The 22,047-nt window shown below is 71.5% G+C and carries 12 protein-coding genes; all 12 read left to right on the forward strand.

Going from position 1 to position 22,047, the window contains the following annotated elements:
• The first annotated feature begins 178 nt into the window (after nucleotides 1-178).
• The 12 genes from infC to KGD87_RS29700 all read left to right on the forward strand — a co-directional run bounded on the left by infC (nucleotide 179) and on the right by KGD87_RS29700 (nucleotide 21,949).
• The gene (gene infC / locus KGD87_RS29645; RefSeq protein ID WP_350102615.1) at nucleotides 179-967 is read left to right on the forward strand and encodes a translation initiation factor IF-3; all 789 of its coding nucleotides are present in this window, start codon (nucleotides 179-181) and stop codon (nucleotides 965-967) included.
• A gap of 175 nt (nucleotides 968-1,142) precedes the next feature.
• Nucleotides 1,143-2,027: a DUF2135 domain-containing protein gene (locus KGD87_RS29650; protein WP_163784203.1), complete on the forward strand. Its 885-nt coding sequence runs from the start codon at nucleotides 1,143-1,145 to the stop codon at nucleotides 2,025-2,027.
• Nucleotides 2,028-2,055: 28 nt separating this feature from the next.
• Nucleotides 2,056-2,766, forward strand: coding sequence for a DUF1175 family protein (locus KGD87_RS29655; protein ID WP_284664308.1), 711 nt, complete (start codon nucleotides 2,056-2,058; stop codon nucleotides 2,764-2,766).
• On the forward strand, nucleotides 2,763-4,331 hold the full coding sequence (locus KGD87_RS29660; protein ID WP_284664309.1) for a hypothetical protein: 1,569 nt from the start codon (nucleotides 2,763-2,765) through the stop codon (nucleotides 4,329-4,331). The genes KGD87_RS29655 and KGD87_RS29660 overlap by 4 nt, the downstream gene beginning before the upstream one ends.
• Entirely contained in the window at nucleotides 4,328-9,046 is a 4,719-nt protein-coding gene (locus tag KGD87_RS29665; RefSeq protein WP_284664310.1) for an alpha-2-macroglobulin family protein, read from the forward strand. Before KGD87_RS29660 ends, KGD87_RS29665 begins: the two co-directional genes overlap by 4 nt.
• A gap of 3 nt (nucleotides 9,047-9,049) precedes the next feature.
• On the forward strand, nucleotides 9,050-11,269 hold the full coding sequence (locus tag KGD87_RS29670; protein ID WP_284664311.1) for a SpoIID/LytB domain-containing protein: 2,220 nt from the start codon (nucleotides 9,050-9,052) through the stop codon (nucleotides 11,267-11,269).
• A gap of 127 nt (nucleotides 11,270-11,396) precedes the next feature.
• Nucleotides 11,397-13,064, forward strand: coding sequence for a trypsin-like serine protease (locus KGD87_RS29675; RefSeq protein ID WP_284664312.1), 1,668 nt, complete (start codon nucleotides 11,397-11,399; stop codon nucleotides 13,062-13,064).
• A gap of 215 nt (nucleotides 13,065-13,279) precedes the next feature.
• Nucleotides 13,280-15,460, forward strand: coding sequence for a hypothetical protein (locus KGD87_RS29680; RefSeq protein WP_284664313.1), 2,181 nt, complete (start codon nucleotides 13,280-13,282; stop codon nucleotides 15,458-15,460).
• An 80-nt stretch (nucleotides 15,461-15,540) separates the two neighbouring features.
• The gene (locus tag KGD87_RS29685) at nucleotides 15,541-17,463 is read left to right on the forward strand and encodes a HEAT repeat domain-containing protein (RefSeq protein WP_284664314.1); all 1,923 of its coding nucleotides are present in this window, start codon (nucleotides 15,541-15,543) and stop codon (nucleotides 17,461-17,463) included.
• Between the two features lie 40 nt (nucleotides 17,464-17,503).
• Complete coding sequence (locus KGD87_RS29690) at nucleotides 17,504-19,285, forward strand: hypothetical protein (protein WP_284664315.1); 1,782 nt, start codon at nucleotides 17,504-17,506, stop codon at nucleotides 19,283-19,285.
• Nucleotides 19,286-19,338: 53 nt separating this feature from the next.
• A complete protein-coding gene (locus KGD87_RS29695) occupies nucleotides 19,339-20,070 on the forward strand; it encodes a hypothetical protein (protein ID WP_284664316.1) in 732 nt (243 codons plus the stop codon).
• 229 nt (nucleotides 20,071-20,299) lie between these two features.
• Entirely contained in the window at nucleotides 20,300-21,949 is a 1,650-nt protein-coding gene (locus KGD87_RS29700; RefSeq protein ID WP_284664317.1) for a mechanosensitive ion channel family protein, read from the forward strand.
• The last annotated feature ends 98 nt before the right edge of the window (nucleotides 21,950-22,047 follow it).

The raw sequence follows: 22,047 nt of genomic DNA on the forward strand, positions 1-22,047 counted from the left end.
TTCCTACCGGGCGAGCGGGCATTGGGATGTACTCCTGCGCCCGCGGGTTACACTGCCAGGCGTGGGTCCCAAGCAGGGCGGGGCGCTTCACATGTGTGTACGGTCCCTTGTTGTCGCGGACCTGCCTGCCACACCTTTGGGTGGGCAGGCCTGAAACCCAATTCGGAGGAGAGTCACCATCATTCGCGAACAGAGAAGCAGCCGCGGCGGGAGCCGCGACCAGAGAACCAACCGCCGTATCCGTGCCCGTGAGGTCCGCGTCGTCGGCTCTGACGGTAGCCAGCTCGGGGTCATGCCTCTCGAGGCGGCGCTGGATCGCGCCCGGACAGAGGGGCTGGACCTCGTTGAAATCAGCCCCATGGCCAGTCCTCCGGTCTGCAAGATCATGGACTACGGCAAGTTCAAGTACGAGGAGAAGAAGAAGGCCTCGGAAGCGAAGCGTGCCCAGGTCACGGTCCTGCTCAAGGAAGTGAAGCTCCGTCCGAAGACGGAAGAGCACGACTACGAGTTCAAGGTCCGCAATACCCGCCGGTTCATCGAGGACGGGAACAAGGCGAAGGTCGTCATCCAGTTCCGTGGTCGTGAAATCACGCACAAGGAGCAGGGCACGGCCATCCTCGACGACGTGGCCAAGGACCTGAAGGACGTGGCCATCGTGGAGCAGATGCCCCGCATGGAAGGGCGTCTGATGTTCATGATCCTCGCGCCCACGCCGAAGGTGGCGCAGAAGGCCCGCGAGCTCGTTCGTCAGGCCGCCAGCGCCGCCAAGCGGACCCCTCCTCCGGGAGCTCCTGCCACAGGCAAGCCAGCTGGTGCCAGCGGCGGCGCCGAGGAAAAGGCCGAAGAACAGGCCGAGGCGAAGGCCGAAGAACAGGCCGAGGTGAAGGCCGAAGAAAAGGCCGAGGAAAAGAAGGAAGCGCAGGCCGCGCCGGCAGCAGCCGAGGCGCAGAGCCCGACGGCGTCCTGAGGGATTGCCGGCACGCGGTGGGTCTTGATTCCCACCGCGTGTGGCGCCTCTCGAAAGCTGGGAAGGTGTGCCTCGCCGCCCAGGAGGCTGGCAGGCGACTTGAAAAGGAGGGCACTGCTGCCGCAGTCTGTCCACCCGCGAACGCTCGCGGACCTCCTTCCATCAAGGACGCGTGATGCTGCCTGTCCTCCTCGCCGTGCTGCTGGCGCAGACGCCCGCCGCCAATCCCCGTCAACAGGGCGTGCCCATTGGTAAGGGCAAGACGCTCCCGGCCGTCACGTTGTCCGCGCCGTCGGGCGGTTGGACGGTGGACCGGATGATGCTCATCGAGGGCACCGTCAGCGACACCACCATTGACCCGGTGGTGGTGTCCATCAACGGCGACCGCTACCTGATGCGCACGTACCGCGGGCGCTTCAGCCGCAAGTTCCCCGCCGCCAGCGGCAAGAATGTCGTCACGGTGATGGCCACCAACCAGGCCGGCACCGCGCGCGCGCAGGCCACCAGCTACGCGCAGATTCCGCCGGTGCCCTTCAAGGTGGTGCTCACCAGCGACACCGACGGCGTCTACACCGACCTGCACCTGTACGAGCCCACCGACGCCAGCGCCGAGGGCGGCACCCTGGACGTGGAGAAGATGGCGCACGTGTACTGGGCCAACACCGCGAGCCCCTCCGGCGGCACCTTCTTCCTCAACTCGCAGGGCGGTGACTTCGATCAGCCCGCGTACGGCCCGTACCTCTACATCCACCGCGCGCCGCCCAAGGGCGTGTACCTGGTGGCCACCAACTACTGGCCCAGCGGTGACAAGGCCCACACCGTGGCCACGCTGAACCTGTCGCTCTTCGAGGGCACGCCGAGCGAGATTCGCCGCATGGTGCGCATCCCCCTGGCCACGCCGGGCACCACCCGCGTGCTGGCCTGGGTGAATGTGCTCGGGGCCGGGCAGGCGGAGGTGTACGTGCCCTCGCAGGACCCGCGTCCGAAGCACGCCGCGTGGCCCAAGAACCTGGATGAGGCCCTCAAGGAACTCCAGTCCAACGGCGACGGTGAGTACTGACGCCTCCGTCGTCCGGGTCTTCACGTCCATGCGCCACGTCCTTCCCGTGCTCGTGCTGCTCCATGCGTCCGCGCCCCTGGCGAACGGAACGGCTGGCGTGCGGCCTCATGCGTCCGCGCCGTCCGCGTCCGGCGCGGCCAGTACGCGGACCCATGCGTCCTCGTCGGTGGGGCCGTCCCGTGCTTCCGCGCCGGCGGCGTCATCTACGCCCGAGGCGCGCGACGTGCTGCTCCGGCGGCTGGTGGCGCGCGTGGCGCTGGCCCAGGTCCGCAGGCAGGACGCCGCGTGGCATCCGGACCAGCGTGACTGCGCGGGCCTCATCCGCTTCGCCTTCCGTTCCGCGTACAAGCAGGTCGCTCCGGACCGTCTGTCCTCGCCGCTGTGGCGTGACGGCCGGGGGCGCCCGTCGGACTTCGCGGACGCGGAGGTGCTGCTCCAGCACAGCTTCCAGCGCCTGGGCCGCGACGACGCCACCCGCGAAGCGCTGCGCACCGGCGACGTGCTCGCCTTCCGCCAGGAGCAGGACGCGGGCCCCATCTTCCACCTGATGTTGGTGGTGCGCCCGGAGGACCGGGCCCACGCGCCCGCGCGCGTCGTCTATCACCCGGGGGAGAAGGGCGCCGCGGTGCGCACCGGCGTCCTCCACCACCTGGTCACCGAGGCGCCGCTGGAGTGGCGCCCGGTGCCGCAGAACGCTTCCTTCCTCGGCTTCTTCCGTTTCAAGGAGTGGATGTCATGACATCTCCCAAGAGTGGCCCGCCCAAGGCGCTGCTCATCGGCGTGGTGACCGTCCTCGTGGGCGGCGCCGTGGCCGGAGCCTTCTTCCTGGGGCGGCGCAGCGGCGAGTCCCGCGACGGCGGTGGCACTGTCACGAACCTGCTCGGCGGTGAGCGCAAGGGCCCGCCCAGCGCGGGCGCGGGCGTGGAAGGCCTGCCCGAGCCCGAGATGACGGAGCTGGACGTGCCCGGCACGGCCGCGCCCTCCGCCCTCTGGGTGGACGTGCACCACCCGGGCAAGGTGCGGGACGCGCTGGTGGCCAACGTGTGGCTGCGCGACCAGCTCCAGAAGCCGCTGGGCCAGGGCTTCGTCGGCGCGTGGGCCGCCTTCTTCGGCTCCACCGGCGAGGACCTCCAGGCGGGCTTCAAGGGCGCGGTGCTGGACCTCTTCGCGGGGCAGATGTTGGACGCCCCCTTCCGCGTGACGTGGTTCGCCGGTGACGCGCGCGCCAGTACGCCGGCCTTCATCCTCCCCAAGCCAGGCCGCGCCGCGACGTCCGCGTACGAGGCGCTGGACGGGGTCGCCAGCCGCGGCGGCATGAAGGCGCCGCACTGCCCGGGCGGCGGCGCGGAGGGCACCTATGAGCTGAAGCGCTGGCTGGTGGCGGAGCAGACGCTGTGGGCGGGGCGGCTCAACGACAGGCTGGTGCTCGCGCGCCACCCGGTGGCGGTGCTCCACGGCCTGTGCGCGGAGCTGCCGGAGCTGGAGGCGCAGGACGGCGTGGACGTGGAGCTGGGCTATGACGCTGCGGCCTACGGCCGCGAGGTGCAGCTCCTGTCGAGCGTGGTGGGGTTGGCCCCGGGGACGCGGCTCCAGTTCGGCGTGGAGGCGGGACGGCTGGTGGGCCGGGGCATCGCGGGCGAGCTGCTGGACGGCCCCGCGCGCCTGGACGCCGCGCCCCTGTCCGATGATTTGCTCAAGCTGGTGCCGGAGGACACGCCGGTGCTGCTGGCCTTCCAGCTCAAGCTGCCGGAGTCGCTGGAGCCCGAGACGCTCAAGGCGTACTGGGAGGAGGGCGGCGGCAAGGGCCCCACGCGCACGCGCCAGGTGGCGCTGGTGTGGACGCCGCGCGGTGACGCGAAGCTGCCCGTGGAGCTGGCCGTGCTGTGGGGCCGCACCGACGACGCGGCCGCGCTGGAGGGTCTGTTCTCCGGTGGCTACAACCGGCTGGTGCGCGGCACCCACTGCAACCACGTGGTGCTGGCGTCCAACGACGCGGAGCTGGAGCGCCTGCGCAAGGCGTGCGCGGGCCAGCAGCCCAACATGCTCAACGCGGCGGGCCCGGTGGTGGCGGGGCTGCGCGTGCCCACCTCGGTGGCCTTCGGGGTGAACACGGGCCGGCTGCTCAGCGGACTCACCATGGATGGTTATCTGTCCGAGTTCCGGGTCCGCCGCGACGCGCCCATTCCGAGCGCGGCGCCCCCGGAAATCGAAGCGGCGCGGAGCGACCTGGAGTCGCTGCCGTACCTGGGCCTGCGCGGCACCGTGCAGGGCGACTCGCTGGTTCCTGGAGGTTTCGGGTCATGAAGTGCTTCATCCGACTGGCGGCCCTGTCCGCGCTCATGCTGTCCGGCGTGGCCCTGGCCAAGCCGCTCTACATCACCGTCCCGCGCGCCTATGGCACCCAGGAGCCGGTGGCGGTGGACGTCGCCTTCGAGGACAAGGGCCCCGTCGAGCTGCGCGTCCTCAAGCCGGAGAACCTGGACGCCTTCATCCGCGCCCAGGGAGATTTGCGGCGCGCGTACCAGACGCCGCCCACGCTGAAGAACCCAGGCCGCGCGCTCAGCCGGGGCTTCAACGCGGTGCGCACGCCGGGCATGTTCCTGCTCGACACGCTCAACCCCGCCTTCCGTGACGAGGTGGGAGGCGTCATGCCCCGTCCCCCGCAAGCGGCGGGCTCGGGCGAGCCGCTGGCCAAGGTGGCCGAGGGTCCGGAGCGCCTGGTGGGCGTGCCGCCCGGCTTCACGGTGGCGCGCAGCCAGTGGCTGAACCTGGACCTGGGCGGCGCCGAGCGGGACTTCAATGTCCCCGGCTTCAACGCCAGCGGCCCCAGCGGCTTCCAGGAGCGCCGCGTCACGCTGGCGCCGCTGCCCTCGGGCACCTACGTGCTCCAACTGGTGCAGGGCCGCGTGGAGGGACAGGTGGTGCTGGTCGTCAGTGACTTGACGGTGCAGCTCAAGCAGACGGATGGCCAGGTGCTGGTGCGCGTGGCGGGCCGGGACCAGAAGCCGCGCGAGGGCGCCGAGGTGCGGGTGTACCTGCCCAAGGGCAAGGGTCCGGTGGGGAAGACGAACGCGAAGGGCGAGGTGACGCTGGAGGTGTCGGAGCCGCGCGTCATCGCCACGGCGACGGCGGGCGGGGACACGGCCATTGTCGACACGGACTTCTACTCCGCGCTGGCGGTGGCGCCGGACGTGTTCATCTACAGCGACCGGCCCATCTACAAGCCGGGCCACGAGGTGAAGTTCCGCGGCGTGGTGCGCCAGCCGGACACCTTCCTGGCGCGCCTCTTCACGCCGAAGCAGCGTCAGGTGCAGGTGAAGCTCGTCTCGCAGGAGGGCCGCGCGCTCACCACGCGCGCCTCGGTGGATGCGTTCGGTGCCTTCCACGGCACGCTGAAGGTGCCCGAGGACTTGGGCACCGGTGTGCTGCGCGTGGAGGCGGAGGTGGACGGGCACCCGCACCAGGGCGAGGCCCGCGTGCAGGACTACGTGAAGCCGACGTTCTACCTGGAGATGGAGCCCGCGACGGAGACGGTGGTGCCCGGGCAGACGCTGCGCGCGAAGGTGCGCGCCCGCCGCTATGCCGGTGGCACGCCCGACGCCACGAAGTACGAGGTGTTCCTCTACCGCAGCCTGCTGGACGCGCCCGCCTGGGTGGATGACGCGGGCAAGGGTGGCCAGGGCAGCGACGTGACGTACGGCAGCGCCTCCAGCACGGAGGGCAAGCTGAGCGTGCCGGAGCGGCTGTACTCCTCCGTGGAGGCGCGCGGCGCCTATGACGACCCGTGGTCCAGCGCCAGCGGCTTCGACGCCAACGGCGAGGCCGAGGTCGAGGTCGCCGTGCCGGCGCTGGCCGCTGGTGAGGAGCGGCTGCCGTACCGGTACACGCTCACCGTGCGCGCGCGCGACGACCAGGAGACCTTCGCCAACGCCACGTCCGCCTTCTTCCTGTCGAAGGTGGAGGTGCTGGGCCTGGCGCGTTACTCCGACGCGGTGGTGGCCAAGAGCGGCGACGCGACGCTGGCGATTCGCGCCACCACGCTGTCGGGCAAGCCCTACGGCGTGACGCAGGGAGAGGTGGAGTTCGTGCGGCGCGCGGCGGATGGCTCGGAGAAGAGCCTGGGCAAGCGCTCCTTCTCCACGGCGGCGGACGGCACGCACCGCGAGAAGGTCCCCACCTCGGACGTGGGCGCGGTGCTGGCGCGCGTGGTGGTGAAGGACAAGAACGGGGAGACGTGGCAGGGCGAGGAGTCCCTGCTGGTCATCGGCGGCGCGGACGAGCCGGTGGCGCGCGTGCCCAACCTGACGCTGGCCTCGCTGTCCGGGACGCTGGCGCCGGGAGACACCGCGAAGCTGGTGGCGCTGATGCCGGACAGCTGGGGCTCGGGCGGCCGTGACGCGGGCCCGGTGTGGGTGACGCTGTCGGGCGCCTCGCTCTACGACACGCAGGTGGTGGAGCTGACGGGCCGCACGCTGGTGCACAGCTTCAACGTGGAGAAGCGCTTCGGCAGCGCGGTGTACGCATCCATCGCGTACCCCACGGCCACGGGCCGCTGGGAGGAGCGCACGGTGGCCTTCCGGGTGATTCCGCGCGAGCGCACCCTCACGGTGGAGCTGCAGCCCCGCCGCGCGGAGGCCCCGCCGCTCACCGAGCAGAGCATTGACGTGCGCGTGGTGGACCACGAGGGCCGCGGCGTGGTGGCGCAGCTGTCCGTGGGCGTGGTGGACAAGGCCGTCTACGCCATCCAGAGCGAGTTCCGGCCCAAGGTGCTGGACTTCTTCTACCCGCCGGCGCGCAACAACGTGTCCAACTTCTTCTCCTCGGAGTTCCAGGGCTACGGCTACGGCGAGGCGCTGGCGCGGAAGATGGCGGGCCTGCCGGACCACGCCTTCGCCTCCATCAAGCCGCCCAGCCGCCAGACGAAGGACCTGGAGCGCGACACCGCGCACTGGGACCCGGCGGTGGTGACGGACCGGGACGGCCGCGCCACGGTGCGCTTCACGCTGCCCTCCAACCAGACGCTGTGGGTGGTGACGGCGGTGGCGGCGGACACCTCCGGCCGCTTCGGCGAGGGCACCTCCGAGTTCGCCACGCGCGGCGGCCTCAACCTCTACGCCGCGCTGCCGCAGTTCCTGCGCGAAGGCGACGAGGCGCTCGCCTCCGTGCGCCTGTCGGCGGGGGAGAAGTCGCCGGCCAGCCAGTTGCTGGACGTGAAGCTGGCGACGCTGGGCGCGCTGAAGGCGGACCAGTTCGAGCACAAGGTGGAGCTGGCCAGGGGCGGCGAGCAGGTGGTCCCGCTGACGCTGAAGGCCGCGTCCACGGGCGCGGCCCAGCTCACCGTGAACGTGGCCGGCGGCAAGGACCCGCTGAAGGACTTCAAGCGCTTCGAGGTGGGGCCGGCGGCGGTGGAGGACGTGGTGAAGGTGAGCGCCTGGGGCGGCGGCGCGCTGGAGGTGCCCGCGCCCAAGGAGGCGACGCTGGCGCGCGTGGAGCTGGTGCTCCAGCCGTCCATCGTGGACGCGGCGCTGTCCAACGTGCGCGAGCTGCTCACGTACCCCTACGGCTGCCTGGAGCAGCTCGTGTCCACCACCGTGCCCAACGTGGCGGTGTACCAGGTGCTCCAGAAGGCGGGCGCGCTGGCGAAGCTGGACACGGACACGCAGGCGCTGCTGGCGGAGGCGCGCAGCCGCTCCGTGCAGGGCACCGCGCGCATCCTCGACCTGTCGGTGAAGGGCGGCGGCTTCACCTGGTTCGGCGGCTATGAGACGCCGAGCCTGCCGCTGACGCTCATCGCGCTGGACGGCCTGGCCTACGCGGCCGAGGCGGGGCTGGTGGACCGCGCCGACCCGCGCCTGGTGGAGAGCGCTCGCTGGCTGGAGGCGCAGGAGGGCCTGCCGCCCGAGTACGACGCCACGCGCGCCTACGTGCTGGCGCGGCTGGAGGGCTCCAAGCAGGCCGCGCGCGTGCGGGCGCTGGTGCAGGGCGCCCAGGGTGGTGACTTGTACCCGCTGGCCCTGGCGGTGCTGGCCGCGGAGAAGGCCGGCGTCATCAAGGAGCCCGCGCTCCAGTCCCAAATCAATGCGTTGGTCACGCGCAGCGCGCAGGGCTACGCCACGCTGGCCGCCCACACGCCGGGCCAGCCGTTGGCGCAGTCCGAGGCCTTCTTCCGCTTCCCGCTGCGGCGCGTGGGCCTGACGGCCATCGCCGCGCACGCGGCCTCGTTCGGCACGCTGGACATCACCCGCGCGCGCCGCCGCATCCTGGAGCTGCTGTCCGAGCCTGACCTGTCCACCTTCGACCGGAGCACCGCGCTGCTGCACTCGCTGTGGCTGCTGGAGCGCGACGCGAAGGCGATGCAGGGCATGAAGGCGCCCGAGGTGAAGGGCGTGAAGACGCCGGTGAAGTTCACCCCGCGCGGGCTGGGCCTGGTGGCCGTGCTGGCGCCAGGGACGCGCACCGTGGACGTGGGCGGCTTCGACGGCGTGGCCACGCTGCGCGCCACCACGCGCACCCCGCTGTCCGCCGTGCAGCCGAAGGCGGAGGGCATGTCCATCCAGCGCGCCTACTACGTGCTGCGCGAGGGCGGAAAGGTGCGGCTGGGCGCGGACGACACCGTGTCCCAGGGTGAGGAGGTCTACGTGGAGCTGACGCTGGACGCGCGCGGCGACAACCGCGTGCGCTCGGCGTACTACGTGGTGGAGGACGCGGTGCCCGCGGGCTTCGTGCCGCTCCAGGAGGACAAGGCCTTCCGCGGGCCGCCGCACTCGCTGCCGCTGGTGCCCGAGGCGCTCAAGCGCCGCGTGCTCGACCCGGAGCGGGCGACGTTCTTCTTCGAGGAGCCGGCGTGGTGGAGCGACAGCCCGCGCACCGTGGGCTACGTGCTGCGCGCGCAGTTCGCCGGCACGTTCTCCGCGCCGCCCGCCCACATCGAGGACATGTACGCCGCCAGCATCCACGGGCGGACGGCCGCGGACTCGCTGAAGGTGGTGCCCTCCAAAAAGCGCCTGGGCGACCTGTAGTCCATGGGGTGGGCCGTCACGGTGGCCGTGCTGCTCGCGGCCACCCCGACCTTCGTCACTCGCGGCGACGTGACGCCCGAGGCCGGGCTTCGCCGCGAGGCCGAGGCCGCCTGGACGGCGCTGGAGGCGCGCTACGTCCAGGAGGCCGGAGGCGCGCCGGCGAAGCCTCCTGGCTCCATCGTCCTCCAGAAGGGCGCGGCGCTGACGCCCCAGCGCAATGGCCAGGGGCGCCCGGGGTGGGTGGAGCTGCGGCAGAACGCGCCGGGCGTGCTGGATGAGCGGCTGCGGCTGGCGCTCCGACACGAGCTGGCACACCAGCTCCTGTGGTGGGCGTGTCCCCAGTCCAGCGAGGACCGCCTCTTCCACGAAGCCTTCGCCGTGGCGGTGAGTGGCGAGCTGCCCTCGTGGAAGGAGGGGCCCTACCTGTCGTTGTCCCGCGCGGCGTCGGAGCTGGCCATGGCGCCGGCGGTGGACACGCCCCGGGCCCGGCGCGCGCTGGCGCGGCTCCTGAACGAATCCTCGGGCTTTCCTCCGGCGCTGTCGCGCAGGCTTCGGCAGTGCCAGGACGGCGCGCGGTGGGCGTCGCCGCTGTCCATCGACGAGCTGGCGGGCGTGGGCGTGCGCGAGGCCCGGCCCGCCACGGTGGTGGTGAGCCGCCATTCGGGAGAGGTGCTGCTGGCGGAGGGGGACGTGCGGCGCGCGCTGCCGTATGGCTCGGTGCTCAAGCCCTTCCTGTACGCGGCGGGCGCGGAGCACCCGGTGTTGCCGCCGCGTCCGGGCGTGCCGGAGTGGCTCTGCGGCGCGGGGTTGCCGGCGAAGGTGGACGCGCGCACCGCGCTGCTGCGCTCGTGCAATGGCTACTTCCTGGACTGGGAGGCGCGGGGCTCGGCGCCCCGGGCCTTCGGCGCGTGGGGGCCGGTGCTGGCCTCGGTGGGGCTGACGGGCTTGCCGGAGGACATGGCGGAGGCGACGGGGCTGCGCTCCACGCGGGCCCTGTCGCCCTGGGGCGTGGCGCAGGCGTACCGGCTGCTGGCGGAGGCCCGGCCGGAGGTGGTGGCGCTGCTGGCGGACAACGCCGCGCGCGGCACGCTGGCGGAGCTGCCCGCGTCGAAGTCGTTGGCGGGCGTGGCCACCAAGACGGGCACCGTGCGCGACGCGGCGAGCCGGCCCCAGTTCGGCTGGATTGCCGCCGTGGACGCGGACCTGGTGGCGGTGGTGGTGCGGCCCGGCGCCATGCCTCGCCAGTTCGCGGACGAAGTGCCCAAGGCGTTGGCGCGCGCGCGCAAGCAGGCCGGCCTGGAGGCCGCGCGTGTGCAGGTGCTGGGACTGTTGCCCGCCGGCGACGTGGAGGCGCGGTGCGCCGGCGCGGGCTTCTCGCTGGAGGAGGGGGTGCCGCGCGCGGGCGCGGAGGCCTGGGCGCCGCTGGCCTCACTCACGAAGCGTGGCGCGGCGGTGTGCCTGGGCGCGCCCTGGCGCGTGCGCTTCCCTGGCGGTCCGGAAGGAGGGCGTGACTACGCGGGCGTCTTCATCACCTCCGCGCCTCCGCCGTACCGGCCGCCGCCGGGCGTCCCCACCACCCCCAGCGCGATGAAGGCGCGGCGCGGCTCCGACTTCATCTTCCGCACCACGCGCCTGCAGTACGCGGCGGGCGTGGTGGCCGCCGAGGACGTGACGCTGACGGGCGAGCCTCGCGTGGCGCTGGCGCGGGTGGTGGCGCACAACGAGCAGCACGGCCACAGCCGTCACCCGGGGCGCCCTGTCTGTGACACCACGCACTGCCAGGCCTTTCGCGGCACCGTGCGCGTGCGGTCCGAGGACGCGAAGGCCCTGGGACTGGCGCCGCTGAAGTGGCGCAGGTGGCTGACCTTCTCCCAGGGCGGGCAGGAGCCCTGGCGGCAGGCGCGACCCCGCGCCGAGGTGGAGCGCCTGTTGGGGCGCGGGCTGGTGTCGCTGCGCTTCGAGGCGGGGCGGGTGCACTATCTGCGCGCGCAGACGGAGGGCGACGCGACGTTCGACACCGCGCGCTCGCTGCCGTGTGACTTGCTGCGCTCCGGCTTGAAGCTGCCGTCGTGCCCGCGCTCCGCGGCATTCAATGGCGCGTCCCTGCTGTTCGAGGGCCGTGGCCGCGGCCATGGCGAGGGCCTGGACGTCGAAGCCGCCAAGGCCTCGGGCTCGCGCAGCGACGTTCTGCTCGAAAAGGCCTACGGCAATGAAATCAAGTAATAAATTTTTAATGGCCCTGTCGGGCTATGCGGTTTGCAACTGAATTGCATGAAATGATGTCGGAGGGAGGCGTAGAGTGGCCTTGCTCGTCCGTTCTGGCGGGCCCTCATCGTAGGAGTGGTCGCCCATGCGCATCACCCGTATTCCCCTGCGCCGGAAGCTGTTCGGCGCGTTGTTGTGTTCCGTGTCGGTCGCGGCCTGTGGACCGGCTCCCGAAATGGACCCCGTGGATGAGAAGTCCCCGGAGCTGGGCGCCGAGCAGCAGGACGTCATCTACGGCGCCGACCACCGCACGGACGTCTATGCGTACACGGCCTCCGCGGCGCTGCGCCAGCGCGCCGAGAAGTCCACCGTGGCGCTGATGCGCCCGTCGGCGCTCAACACCTCCAACCCGAACAACATCACCTTCAACGCGTCCACGCTGCAGAGCGCCTACAACCTGTGCTCCACGCAGCGCTTCCTGAGCGACCCGACCCCGGCCTTCTGCTCGGGCACGCTCATCGATGACGACCTGGTGCTCACCGCGGGCCACTGCATCAGCACGTCGGACTGCTCGAACACCCGCTTCGTCTTCAACTTCTACCGCACGTCGGCCTCGGGGCTGCAGACGGTGACGACGCAGGACGTCTTCTCCTGCCAGTCCATCGTCGCGCGCCAACTGGGCACGGTGAACGGCCGCAACCTGGACTACGCCATCGCCCGGCTGGACCGTCCGGCCACGCCGCGCTTCGAGCCGGCGCCCATCCGTCCGGGCAGCGCCGCCCTGCCGGTGAACACCGGCGTGTCCGTGATTGGCTCCGGCAGCGGCATCCCGTTCAAGATTGACGACGGCGGCTGGGTGCGTGACGCCCGCTCCGGCACGATGGACTACTTCATCGCCAACACGGACACCTTCGGTGGCAACTCGGGCTCGGGCGTCTACGAGAACGACAACTTCACCGTGGCCGGCATCCTGGTCCGTGGCGAGACGGACTACGTCAACCAGGGCTCCTGCCGCGTCGTGAACCAGTGCACCGACACGGGCTGCCGTGGCGAGGACATCACCTACGTGCGCCCCGCCGTGGACCACTACTGCTCCGTCGCGGGCAGCCAGCGCCTGTGCGGCAACACCGAGCCGCCTCCTCCGCCCCCGCCGCCGCCGCCGCCGCCGGGCAACCCGTTCAACTACTCGGCCAGCAACACCAACAGCGCCCAGGAGAACACCACCAACTACGCCATCGCGCTGACGGCGGGGCAGACGCTCACCATCGCGACCTGCGGCCTGACGGGCGCGTCCTTCACGGGTGACACGTACCTGCGCCTGCGCAACGCCACCGGCGCCGAGGTCTCCGCCAACGACGACGCCTGCGGCGGCCGTGGCTCCAGCCTCACCTACGTCGCCCCCGCCGCGGGCGACTACATCATCAACGCGGGCTGCTACTCGAGCGGGAGCTGCAGCGGCAGCGTCGCCTGGACCACCTCCGGCGGCACCACCGGCCCCACCACGGGCAGCTTCAGCTTCAACGCCAGCAACACCAACAGCGCCCAGCAGAACACCGTCAATGAGAGCGTCTCCATCGCCGCGGGGAAGACCATCACCGTGGCCACCTGCGGCCTGACGGGCGCGTCCTTCACGGGCGACACCTACCTGAGGCTCTTCAACGGCGCCACGCAGGCGGCCGCCAATGACGACGCGTGCGGCGGCCGGGGCTCCAGCCTGACGTACACCTCCACCTCGGCCACCACCCTGCAGATTCGCGCCGGCTGCTACTCGTCCGGCACCTGCGGCGGCACCGTGGTGTGGAGCATCCAGTAGCACTGCCTTGACGTGAAGGGCGCGGGTGGCCTTTTCCGCCACCCGCGCCCGTAGCTTCGCAGACAACACCCCGCAGCTCCTTGTTGCCCGCGTGTCCCCGCGTTCCCCGTGGCCTCCCTCTGGAGCCCGGGTGGAGCGCCTCCGGCACGCGCCGTGCTCTGGGCCCCCACAGGGCCGAGCCCGGAGCCGGTCCCTCAACAAGGACGACGCGCTACATGAATCAGCGGAAACACACGAAACAGCTACGCCGCCAGCTTCGCTGGGCGGGCCTGTCGGCGACGGTGCTGGCCGCGCCGGCGAGCTTCGCGCAGGACTGCCCCAAGCCCTCGTTGCAGCAGTGCGTGGACGTCGACTACCGCGCCAGCAGCTGCGGCAGCGTCCACGACGCGTACTGCCAGGAAGCCGTGGAAGTGCAGTGGAAGGCCGGCTGGGAGGCCGCTCCCAAGCGCGAGGCGCTGCTGCCCGAGGAGCTGGGCGGCAAGGTGGGCACGGTGGCCTATGAGGCCCACGTCCCGAAGAGCACGCGCTTCCAGGGCATGGACCAGAGCCTCATGGGGCAGGTGCTCAAGGGGCAGATTCTCTACCGCAAGCACCTGGAGAACCTGTCGAAGGACGAGAAGGCCTACCTGGCGCGGATTCAAGGCTGGGAGAAGGACGGCACCCAGGTGACGTCCTGCCAGGAGTTCGTCGACGAGAAGTACCTCGACTTCAGCCGCTTCGAGCGGGAGGCGGGGCGGTTCGGCGACGACTACCGCGCCTTCTTCCAGGCGGCCTACGAAAAGGACGGCATCGCGGACCGCGTCCTCTACAGCCGGGACCAGGAGAAGCTGGCTCCCATCTGGGACGGGGCGCGCACGGCGAAGAACGCGTACTTCCGCTTCACGCCCGGCCCCTACCCCAAGGGCATCAACGGCTACGTCTTCGAGTCCGAGGCGGCGAAGCTGGCCAACAACGTGGAGGCGCGCAACTGGGTCGCCCCGTCGGACGAGTGGCACAAGAAGCAGGCCGAGCAGTTCAACCACATCGCGGATGACGTGCTCAACCACTACCAGGTGGAGCAGGAGTCCTTCACCGCGCTGCTGCGGCAGCGCGAGGCCGTCTACGCGGAGTGGGCGCTGGCCTCGAAGGTCCTCCGCGCGCGCGACCACCAGACGGCGGACCTGGACAAGCAGGCCGCGGAGCGGCTGTACGGGTTGGACCAGGCCATCGAGGAGTCGCTGGTCAAGGCGCAGAAGGACGGCTGCCTCGACACCCAGGGCCCCACGGTGTGCGACTGGAGCCCCCGCCGCTACAAGACGATGCTGGAGGCCGCCATGGCCCCGCGCCGCGAGGCCGACCTGCAGGCGTGCCTCTTCCTGACCGGCAACGACTTCGGTCCGGAGAGCTTCGTGCGCAACGCGGACAAGCTCAAGCTGAAGGGTCTGGACAAGAAGGACTACACGCTCTCCTCGTCGTTGCTGGCGAAGTACATCGCCATCTACGGCGCCCACATCCTGGAGCTGGACGCGCCGACGAACCCGTCCACGGGCGCGGTGCGGCACGGCGGTGAGTCCAGCGACAGCGGCTACGCGGGCGGCGCCACCTTCGGCGGTGGCTACGACTACGTGGCCGGCTGGGAGTACGTCCAGCCGGGCTCGGGCCTGCGCAACAAGACGCTGGGCGCCTGGTGCGACAGCGACGTGCGGCTCTACGGCGAGTTCAACGCCTACGCGAACGTGTTCAGCTCCACGCGGCACGAGGTGGCGCACGTGAGCGGCGAGGCCGGCACGGAGGGCAACGGCATCCGCCTCAGGCTGAACGCGCGCGTGCTGGGCAACTCCGTCTACAGCCACGACCAGCACCACCCGCTGCGCGTCACCTTCTACGAGGGCAGGCCCTACTTCGCGAGTGACGCCGCGAAGGCCTCCGCGACCTTCGTCGTCGTGTTCGTCCCCGTCACCGTGCAGGGCGGTCTGTCCGCGGAGGCGGGCGTGAAGATGAACATCGGCGGCGCCGTCACCCGCAACTGCGCCGAGGACCTGCTGGGCGTGGACCTGTACGGCACCATCACCCCGTTCGCCGCGGTCAAGGGCTTCGCGTCCGTGGGCATCGGCATTCCGGGCCTCCAGGTGGGCGTGCGGGGTGAGCTGACCATCGTCCGCGTCAACGTGCCGCTCTACGGCGACATCGGCCTCTACCTGAGCTCGCCCGCGCACCCGACGAACCCGAACACGCTGTTCCTGCGGGCGTCGTCGAAGCTGGACATCGAGCTGCGCTTCCTGGACGGCAGCATCAAGCTCTTCGGTGAGCTGCTCTTCCTGAAGGGCGAGGTCACCATCGTGAGCTGGAACGGCTTCGGCAACACCTGGAACATCTACAACGAGTCCAGGTCGCTGCCGCTGGTCCGCGTCTACTAGTCCGCGTCACCCCCTGGCCGCCGCGGTGTGCCCATCCGGCAACCGCGGCGGCCCCTTTCCCCAACTGTCTGGAGTCCTTCATGCGTCGCTCGAGGCTCGCCGTCCGCACGGCCGCGCTGACCACCACCCTGCTGCTCGCGGGCGCGGTGCCCGTCTGGTCCTACTTCTCCTCCGCCGCGCCGGAAGCCGTGGCGGCCGACGCGCCCGTCAGCGCCTCCCGGTTGCCGCTCTACCGGTGGACCGTGGGCGAGGAGCGCACGTACCACTTCGCCTGGAACGACCTGCAGCGCGTGGCGCTCCCCGTTCCGCAGCAGGGGGACGCGCCCCAGACGATGGACGGCACGCTGAGCCTGGACGGTGAGCTGACGCTCCAGGCGCTGGAGGTCCGCGCGAATGGCGCGCGCGTGCGGCTGGCGGTGAAGCGGCTGGAGCGGCACGACGCGACGCTCTCCGGACAGGCGCTCTTCCCCGACGCCGCGACCGTGCAGGCGCACCTGCCCCAGACGGCGTCGGCGTGGCTGGAGCTGGACGCCCGGGGCGCGCTGGTGGCCGTCCGGTTCTCCGACGCGGAGCCGCCCATGTTCCGCCAGCTCGCGCAGACGCTGGCGACGGAGCTGTTCCCCACCCAGCTTCGCGATGACGCCGAGTGGAGCGCCGTCGAGTCCACGCAGACGGGCGAGGTCGAGGCGCGCTTCCAGTTCGACGGCGAGGGCACGCGCCTGACGCGCCGCCGCGCGCGGTACCAGTCCCTGCGGGCCGCCGCCACCGCGCCGGCCTTCCGGCAGACGCTCAGCTCGCTCACGCACTTCGACCGGGACCCGGAGGGCTTCCTGGCCGGCGTGTCCCACGACGAAATCCTGGACGCCACGCACACCGATGGCCGGCCGCTGATGTCGCGGCGCGTCCGGGTGCGCCTGACGTTCTCCACGCGCCAGCAGAAGCCGCTGCCGCCGGCCTCGGAGGACAAGCCCGTTGTCCGCGCGCCGTCTCAGGTGGCCTTCGAGGGCGACGAGGCGCTGGCGCTGACGACCAGCCAGGCGGACGGGATGACGGTGGACGCGGCGCTCCAGGTGCTCGCGTCCGCCACCGACCCCGGCGCCATCGCCGAGCTGGGCACCTTCGCGCGGCGGGCCATCGCCGCGCTCCAACTGGAGCCCCACCGGGCCGGTGAGCTGGGACAGCTCTTCCGCCAGAAGGGCAAGTCGCCCGCGATGCGCGAGCTGCTGCTCGACCTGCTGGCCGGCGCGGGGCACGCGGAGGCCCAGGCCACGCTGCGCGAGCTGGTTGTCTCCCCGGAGGCCCGTGAGCACTCCGGCGCGCACGGGCTGATGGTGCAGCGCGCGGGCTTCCTTCGCGAGCCGGAGCCCGAGACGGGCCGGCTGCTGGCGCGGATGAACGCGGAGGCCCGGGCCGCCGGTGACGTTGGCACCGAGCGCGCGTCCGCCTACGCGCTGGGCGCCGTCGCCTCGCGCCTGCCCACGGGCAGTCCGGAGGTGGCCGAGTTCCTGCGTCCGCTGGAGGACGCCCTGACCCGCGCGGACAACGCCGAGTCGCGGGAGCACTCGCTGCGCGCGCTGGGCAACAGCCGCGCGCAGCGCGTCCTGGACCTGGCCTCGCCCCACCTGCGTGACACGGCGCCCGGCGTGCGCTCCGCCGCCGCGGAGGCCCTGCGCACCGCGCCCCAGGAGGCCGCCACGCGCATGCTGCTGGACGCGCTCATGTCCGAGCCGGAGCGCGCCGTGCAGGGCGCGCTGCTGGACGCGCTGAATGCCCGCGCCCTGGGCGCACCCGAGCTGGAGCGCCTGAGCGGCTGGGTCGTCGCGGGGCAGCTCGCGCCGGGCGCCGAGGCCGCGCTGCTCAACGTCCTCACCCCCCGCATGGATGACAGCGCCGCCGTCCTCCGGATGCTCCAGGCCCTCTCCGTCCGCCCGGGGCAGCAGCCCGCCACCCGGGCCCGCGTCATGGCGCTGATGGCCCAGGCCTCGGCCAGCCGCGGCGGCTGAGCCCCTTCGCTTCAACCCACCCACCGCAGTCGAGGTCCTCATGAAACGCAGTCTCAACGGGCTGTTGCCCCTGGCCCTGCTTGGCTTCTTCCTGGCGCAGGCCGCCCACGCGGACGTCGTGGACGACGTGCGGCGCGGCACGAACATCCGGCTCAACGCCGCGCGCATCCGCGTGAAGGGCAATGACTACGCCACCGGCTACTGGCTGCTGCCGAAGGCGGCCAACACGCTGAACCTCAACGTGCCGGCGCGGCAGTTCGGTCTCAACTCGGACCTGGTGCTGCACATGTCTGGCTCGCGCTCCGGGAATGTCATCACCTGGACCTTCGATGACACCCTGCCGAGCCGCTACAACCTGGGGGACTCCACCTACGTGACGCGGGTGCGGGGGACGCTGAAGGCCTACGCCCGCCAGGTGCGCGGCGCGGATGACCCCTACTGCGACAGCGCCGCCTGCCCCCACAACGTGGAGCTGACGCTGGCGCCCGGCTCCTGGGCGAAGGTGAGCGGCTACAAGACCTTCATCTTCGACATCAACTTCACGGAGGACGTCGATGTGAAGCAGTTCGTCGCCTACGGCGGCGTGCCGCGCCCCCGGCTGTCGTCGATGGTCGTCGTCACGCCCGCCAGCCGTTGCCCCTCCAGGGGGTACAGCGAGCTGTCCGGCGACGTGTGGCTCAGCAGCCCCGCGCCCACCGGCGGCATCCTGGTGGACCTGATGAGCGTGGACGCGAGCGTGGGCGTGCTGCCCGTGCGCGTCCCCGAGGCCCAGCGCACCGCGCGCTTCACGCTGCGCCTGCCGCCTCATTGGACGGGGCCCACCGTCATCTATGGCGCGTCGGGCGGCGTCCGAAAGAGCGTGAAGGTGCGCGTGAACCCCTGCGTGACGCATGTCTTCCCCTTCGTGCGCTGGCTCCTCATCGATTCGCTCTACGTCCCCGTCCACGTGCTCAACGGTGGGGCGGTGATTGCCCGGTACAAGGATGCGGAGTCGAAGTCGGAGGTCCTGCTGACGGGCAAGGGCGAGACGTACTGGCTCAATGAGGTGCTCGGCGCGGAGCAGGTGCGCGTGGCGGGCGTCAACTCGACGGGGGACATCTTCGGCACGGCCTACAACGCCAAGGGCCCCAGCGCGTTCCTGCTCCGCTCGGAGGACGTGAAGGCGGGCGCGGAGCAGTGGCTGGAGGGCTGGGAGGCCGTGACGGCCAACGCGCACGGCACGCTGCTGGTGCGGGACCCGAACGACGGCAAGAGCCTCTACCGCGTGGACGAGGTGGGGCCCGCCAGGCACCCCGGCCTGGACGAGCTGCCGCAGCGCCGCGTCCTCTTCAACGCGCTGGGGGAGGTGGCGGTGACGCTGGAGACGGAGAAGGGGCCCCGCGCCGCGCGCGTCTACGGCAAGGACGTGAAGGTGCTGCTGGACAGCGAGTCCGAAGTCACCGCGCTGAACGACGTGGGCGAGTTCGCGGGCACCGCGCTCGATTCGAACAAGCGCCTCCGTCCCTTCATCTGGTCGCGGCAGCAGGAGGGGGTCCGGTGGCTGTCCGTGCCCAAGGGCGTCGTGGCCGCGAAGGCCGTGGCCATCAACGACGGAGGCTGGGTGCTGGGCACCGCCACCGCCGAGGACGGCAAGACGCAGGTGCCCTTCCTCGCCTCGCCCGACGGGGAGACGGCCACGCCGTTGGAGTCGATGCTGCCGGAGGAGCTGAAGAAGGCCGGCTACCGCGTCCTGAGTGCGCTCGCGCTCGCCGATGACTTCAGCGTGCTGGTGCAGGCCCAGGATGAGCAGGGCCAGCGCGTCCACCTGGTGCTGAGCCCGTGAGCCGTGTCCCGGCCAGCGTGACTTCCATGCTTCCACAAACAAGGACCTTCCTCGTGAAATCGAACCTCTCCCTCATCCGAGGGCTGATGATGGTGTTCATGGCCATCCTGGCGGGCTGCGGCGGTTGCCAGAGCAGCTCCTCGTCGTGCTCCCCCAGCCAGTATGGAACCAACGGCTGTGCCTGCAGGACGGACTCCGCCAGCTGCAACGCCGGGCTGGTCTGCCGCAGCGGCAACTGTGAGCCGTGTGGCAGCGAAGGCGGCGCTTGCTGCGTCAGCGCGGGCACCACGTCCTGCAATGGCACGTTGACGTGTGTGATGGAGGCCGCGGGCGAGCGCTGCCGCAACTGCGGCGAGGTGGGCGAGGCGTGCTGCGTCTCTTCAGGGAGCAGCCAGTTCTGCCGCGCGAACGCCGTGTGCGTGAGCGGGAGCTGCCAGTCCGTGGCGGCGCACACCTGCGACCCGGACGGCACCGTGTACTCCGTGGGCATCCAGGACACGAACCTGTGCGCCCGGCGCGTGGTGGAGGTCCGCGCGAGCTCGCCCGCGAACGCGCTGCAGTGTGCCACCGCCAGCGGGATGCTGGCGGCGGATGAGACTGTCTATGACATCCCCAACACTCCCATCACCGACTACGAGCTGTGCCTGGAGTCGGAGAGCCAGGGGCGGCGCACCACGAGCGTGCAGGCGTTCGAGGACTACAACGCGCTTCGCTGCGCGCGCTGGACGCGGTGTGGCGCCAGCGACCCGTGCACCAGCGTGACGCACGGGGCCTGCACGCCCTGAGGCAGGCCGGGGGGGACGGATGCGGGGCGGAGCGCTCGGAGGGGGACGCTCCGCCCCGTGTCATGTCGCAAGGCGCCTCGCCATGGTGCCCAGCGGAGCCGCGCGCCTCCGCTCGCCCGCCCCACGGGCACTCCGCCGTGACGCGGCGTGACGTGGACCCTGGACAGCCCGTGTCGTTCGTGATTGTTGGGAAGCCAATCATCTCCCTTCCATCCTCGAAGGAAACGACATGCGCCGTCGCCTCGCCCTGCTCCTGATGTTGCTGCTGCCCATGCCGGGGTTCGCGCTGAACGGAGGGCTGGGCGAGCCCCCGGCGGATGTGGACCGGCGCACGCCCATGGCGACGGCGGCGGGCTTCCTGGACGCGGCCCACGCGCGGGACGCGGCGCGCGCGCCCCACTACCTGTGGCTGTCCCACGTGCCGCCGGAGCAGCAGGCCGAAGAGGGGCTGCGGCTGGCGCGGCGGCTGGTGTTCGTGCTGGACCGGATGTTGTGGCTGGACTTCTCGAACATCAGCCAGAAGCCGGAGGGGGACGCGGCCGACCCCGTCTACGACTCGCTGGGACAGATTCCGCTGCCGCGCGGCGCGGTGGACATCCGCCTGCAGCGCGTGGAGCGCCCGGAGGGGGCTGTCTGGGTGGTCAGCGAGGACACGGTGCGCGCCATCGACACGCTCTTCACTTTGTACGGCTCGCCGGTGCTGGAGAAGCTGCCGCCGCTGCTCTTCATGCGGCCGGTGTGGGTGCTGGAGCTGTGGCAGTGGCTGGGCCTGGGGCTGCTGCTGATGGGCGCGTGGCTGGCGGGTCGGCTGCTGGAGGCGGTGGCGCTGCGCGTGGGCGCGCGGGCGACGGGCATGACGCAGTCGGGGTGGGATGACCAGCTGGTGGCGGCGGGGAAGGGGCCGTTGCGGCACCCCCTGGCGGCGGCGGTGGTGGCCTCTGGCACGCGGATGCTGCTGCTTCCTCCGCCCGCGCAGCACCTGGTGGACCTGGTGGCGCGCTCGGTCGTCATCGCGTCGCTGGCGTGGTTCCTCATGCGCTTCGTGAAGCTGGCGGCGGGCTTCCTGGAGCACCGCGTGGGCACGGAGGGCCCGGACGTGGCGCGGGTGCGCGGGCTGCGCACGCAGCTGGCCGTCATGCGCCGGGTCATCGAGTCCACCGTGGTGCTGGTGGCGAGCTCGCTGCTGCTGCTCCAGTTCGAGGCGGTGCGCAACGTGGGCGTGTCGCTGCTGGCCTCCGCGGGCATCGCCGGCCTGGTGCTGGGCCTGGCCGCGCAGAAGTCCATCTCCACGCTGCTGGCGGGCATCCAGCTCTCCATCACCCAGCCGGTGCGCATTGGCGACACCGTCATCGTGGAGAACGAGTGGGGCTGGGTGGAGGAAATCACCCTCACGTACATCGTCGTGAAGGTGTGGGACTTGCGCCGGCTGGTGGTGCCGATGAGCCACTTCCTGGACAAGCCCTTCCAGAACTGGAGCAAGGTGTCGCCGGACATCATGGGCACGGCGGAAATCTTCGCGGACTTCCGGACGGACGTGCCGGCCGTGCGCGCCGAGCTGCGGCGCATCTGCGAGACGGACGGCGCCGCGCTCTGGGACGGCAAGGTGGCGGGGCTCCAGGTGACGGACTGCACCGAGCGGACCATGAAGCTGCGCGCGCTGGTGAGCGCGGCGGATTCGGGCAAGGCGTGGGACTTGCGGTGCGTCGTCCGCGAGAAGCTCATCGAGTTCCTCCAGAAGCAGCCGCATGGCCTGCCGCTGCTGCGCGCCGAGGCCACCCACGCGAACGTCCAGGACGGCGCCGCCGTCACGCTGGGCGTGGTGCCGCTGGGCAGCCCCGCTGGTGCCAACGTCATGGTGGCGGCCAAGCGCCAGGACTGAGCGTCGTGTCCACGGGGCCCCACGGGGAGGCCCCGCCGGGCAGGCCGTGTTTGCCGTGAGCGCCATGTGAGGCCCACCTTCGGACATCGCTTCGTCGG

The organism is Myxococcus sp. SDU36 (genome assembly GCF_030168875.1).
Classification (GTDB): Bacteria; Myxococcota; Myxococcia; order Myxococcales; family Myxococcaceae; genus Myxococcus; species Myxococcus vastator.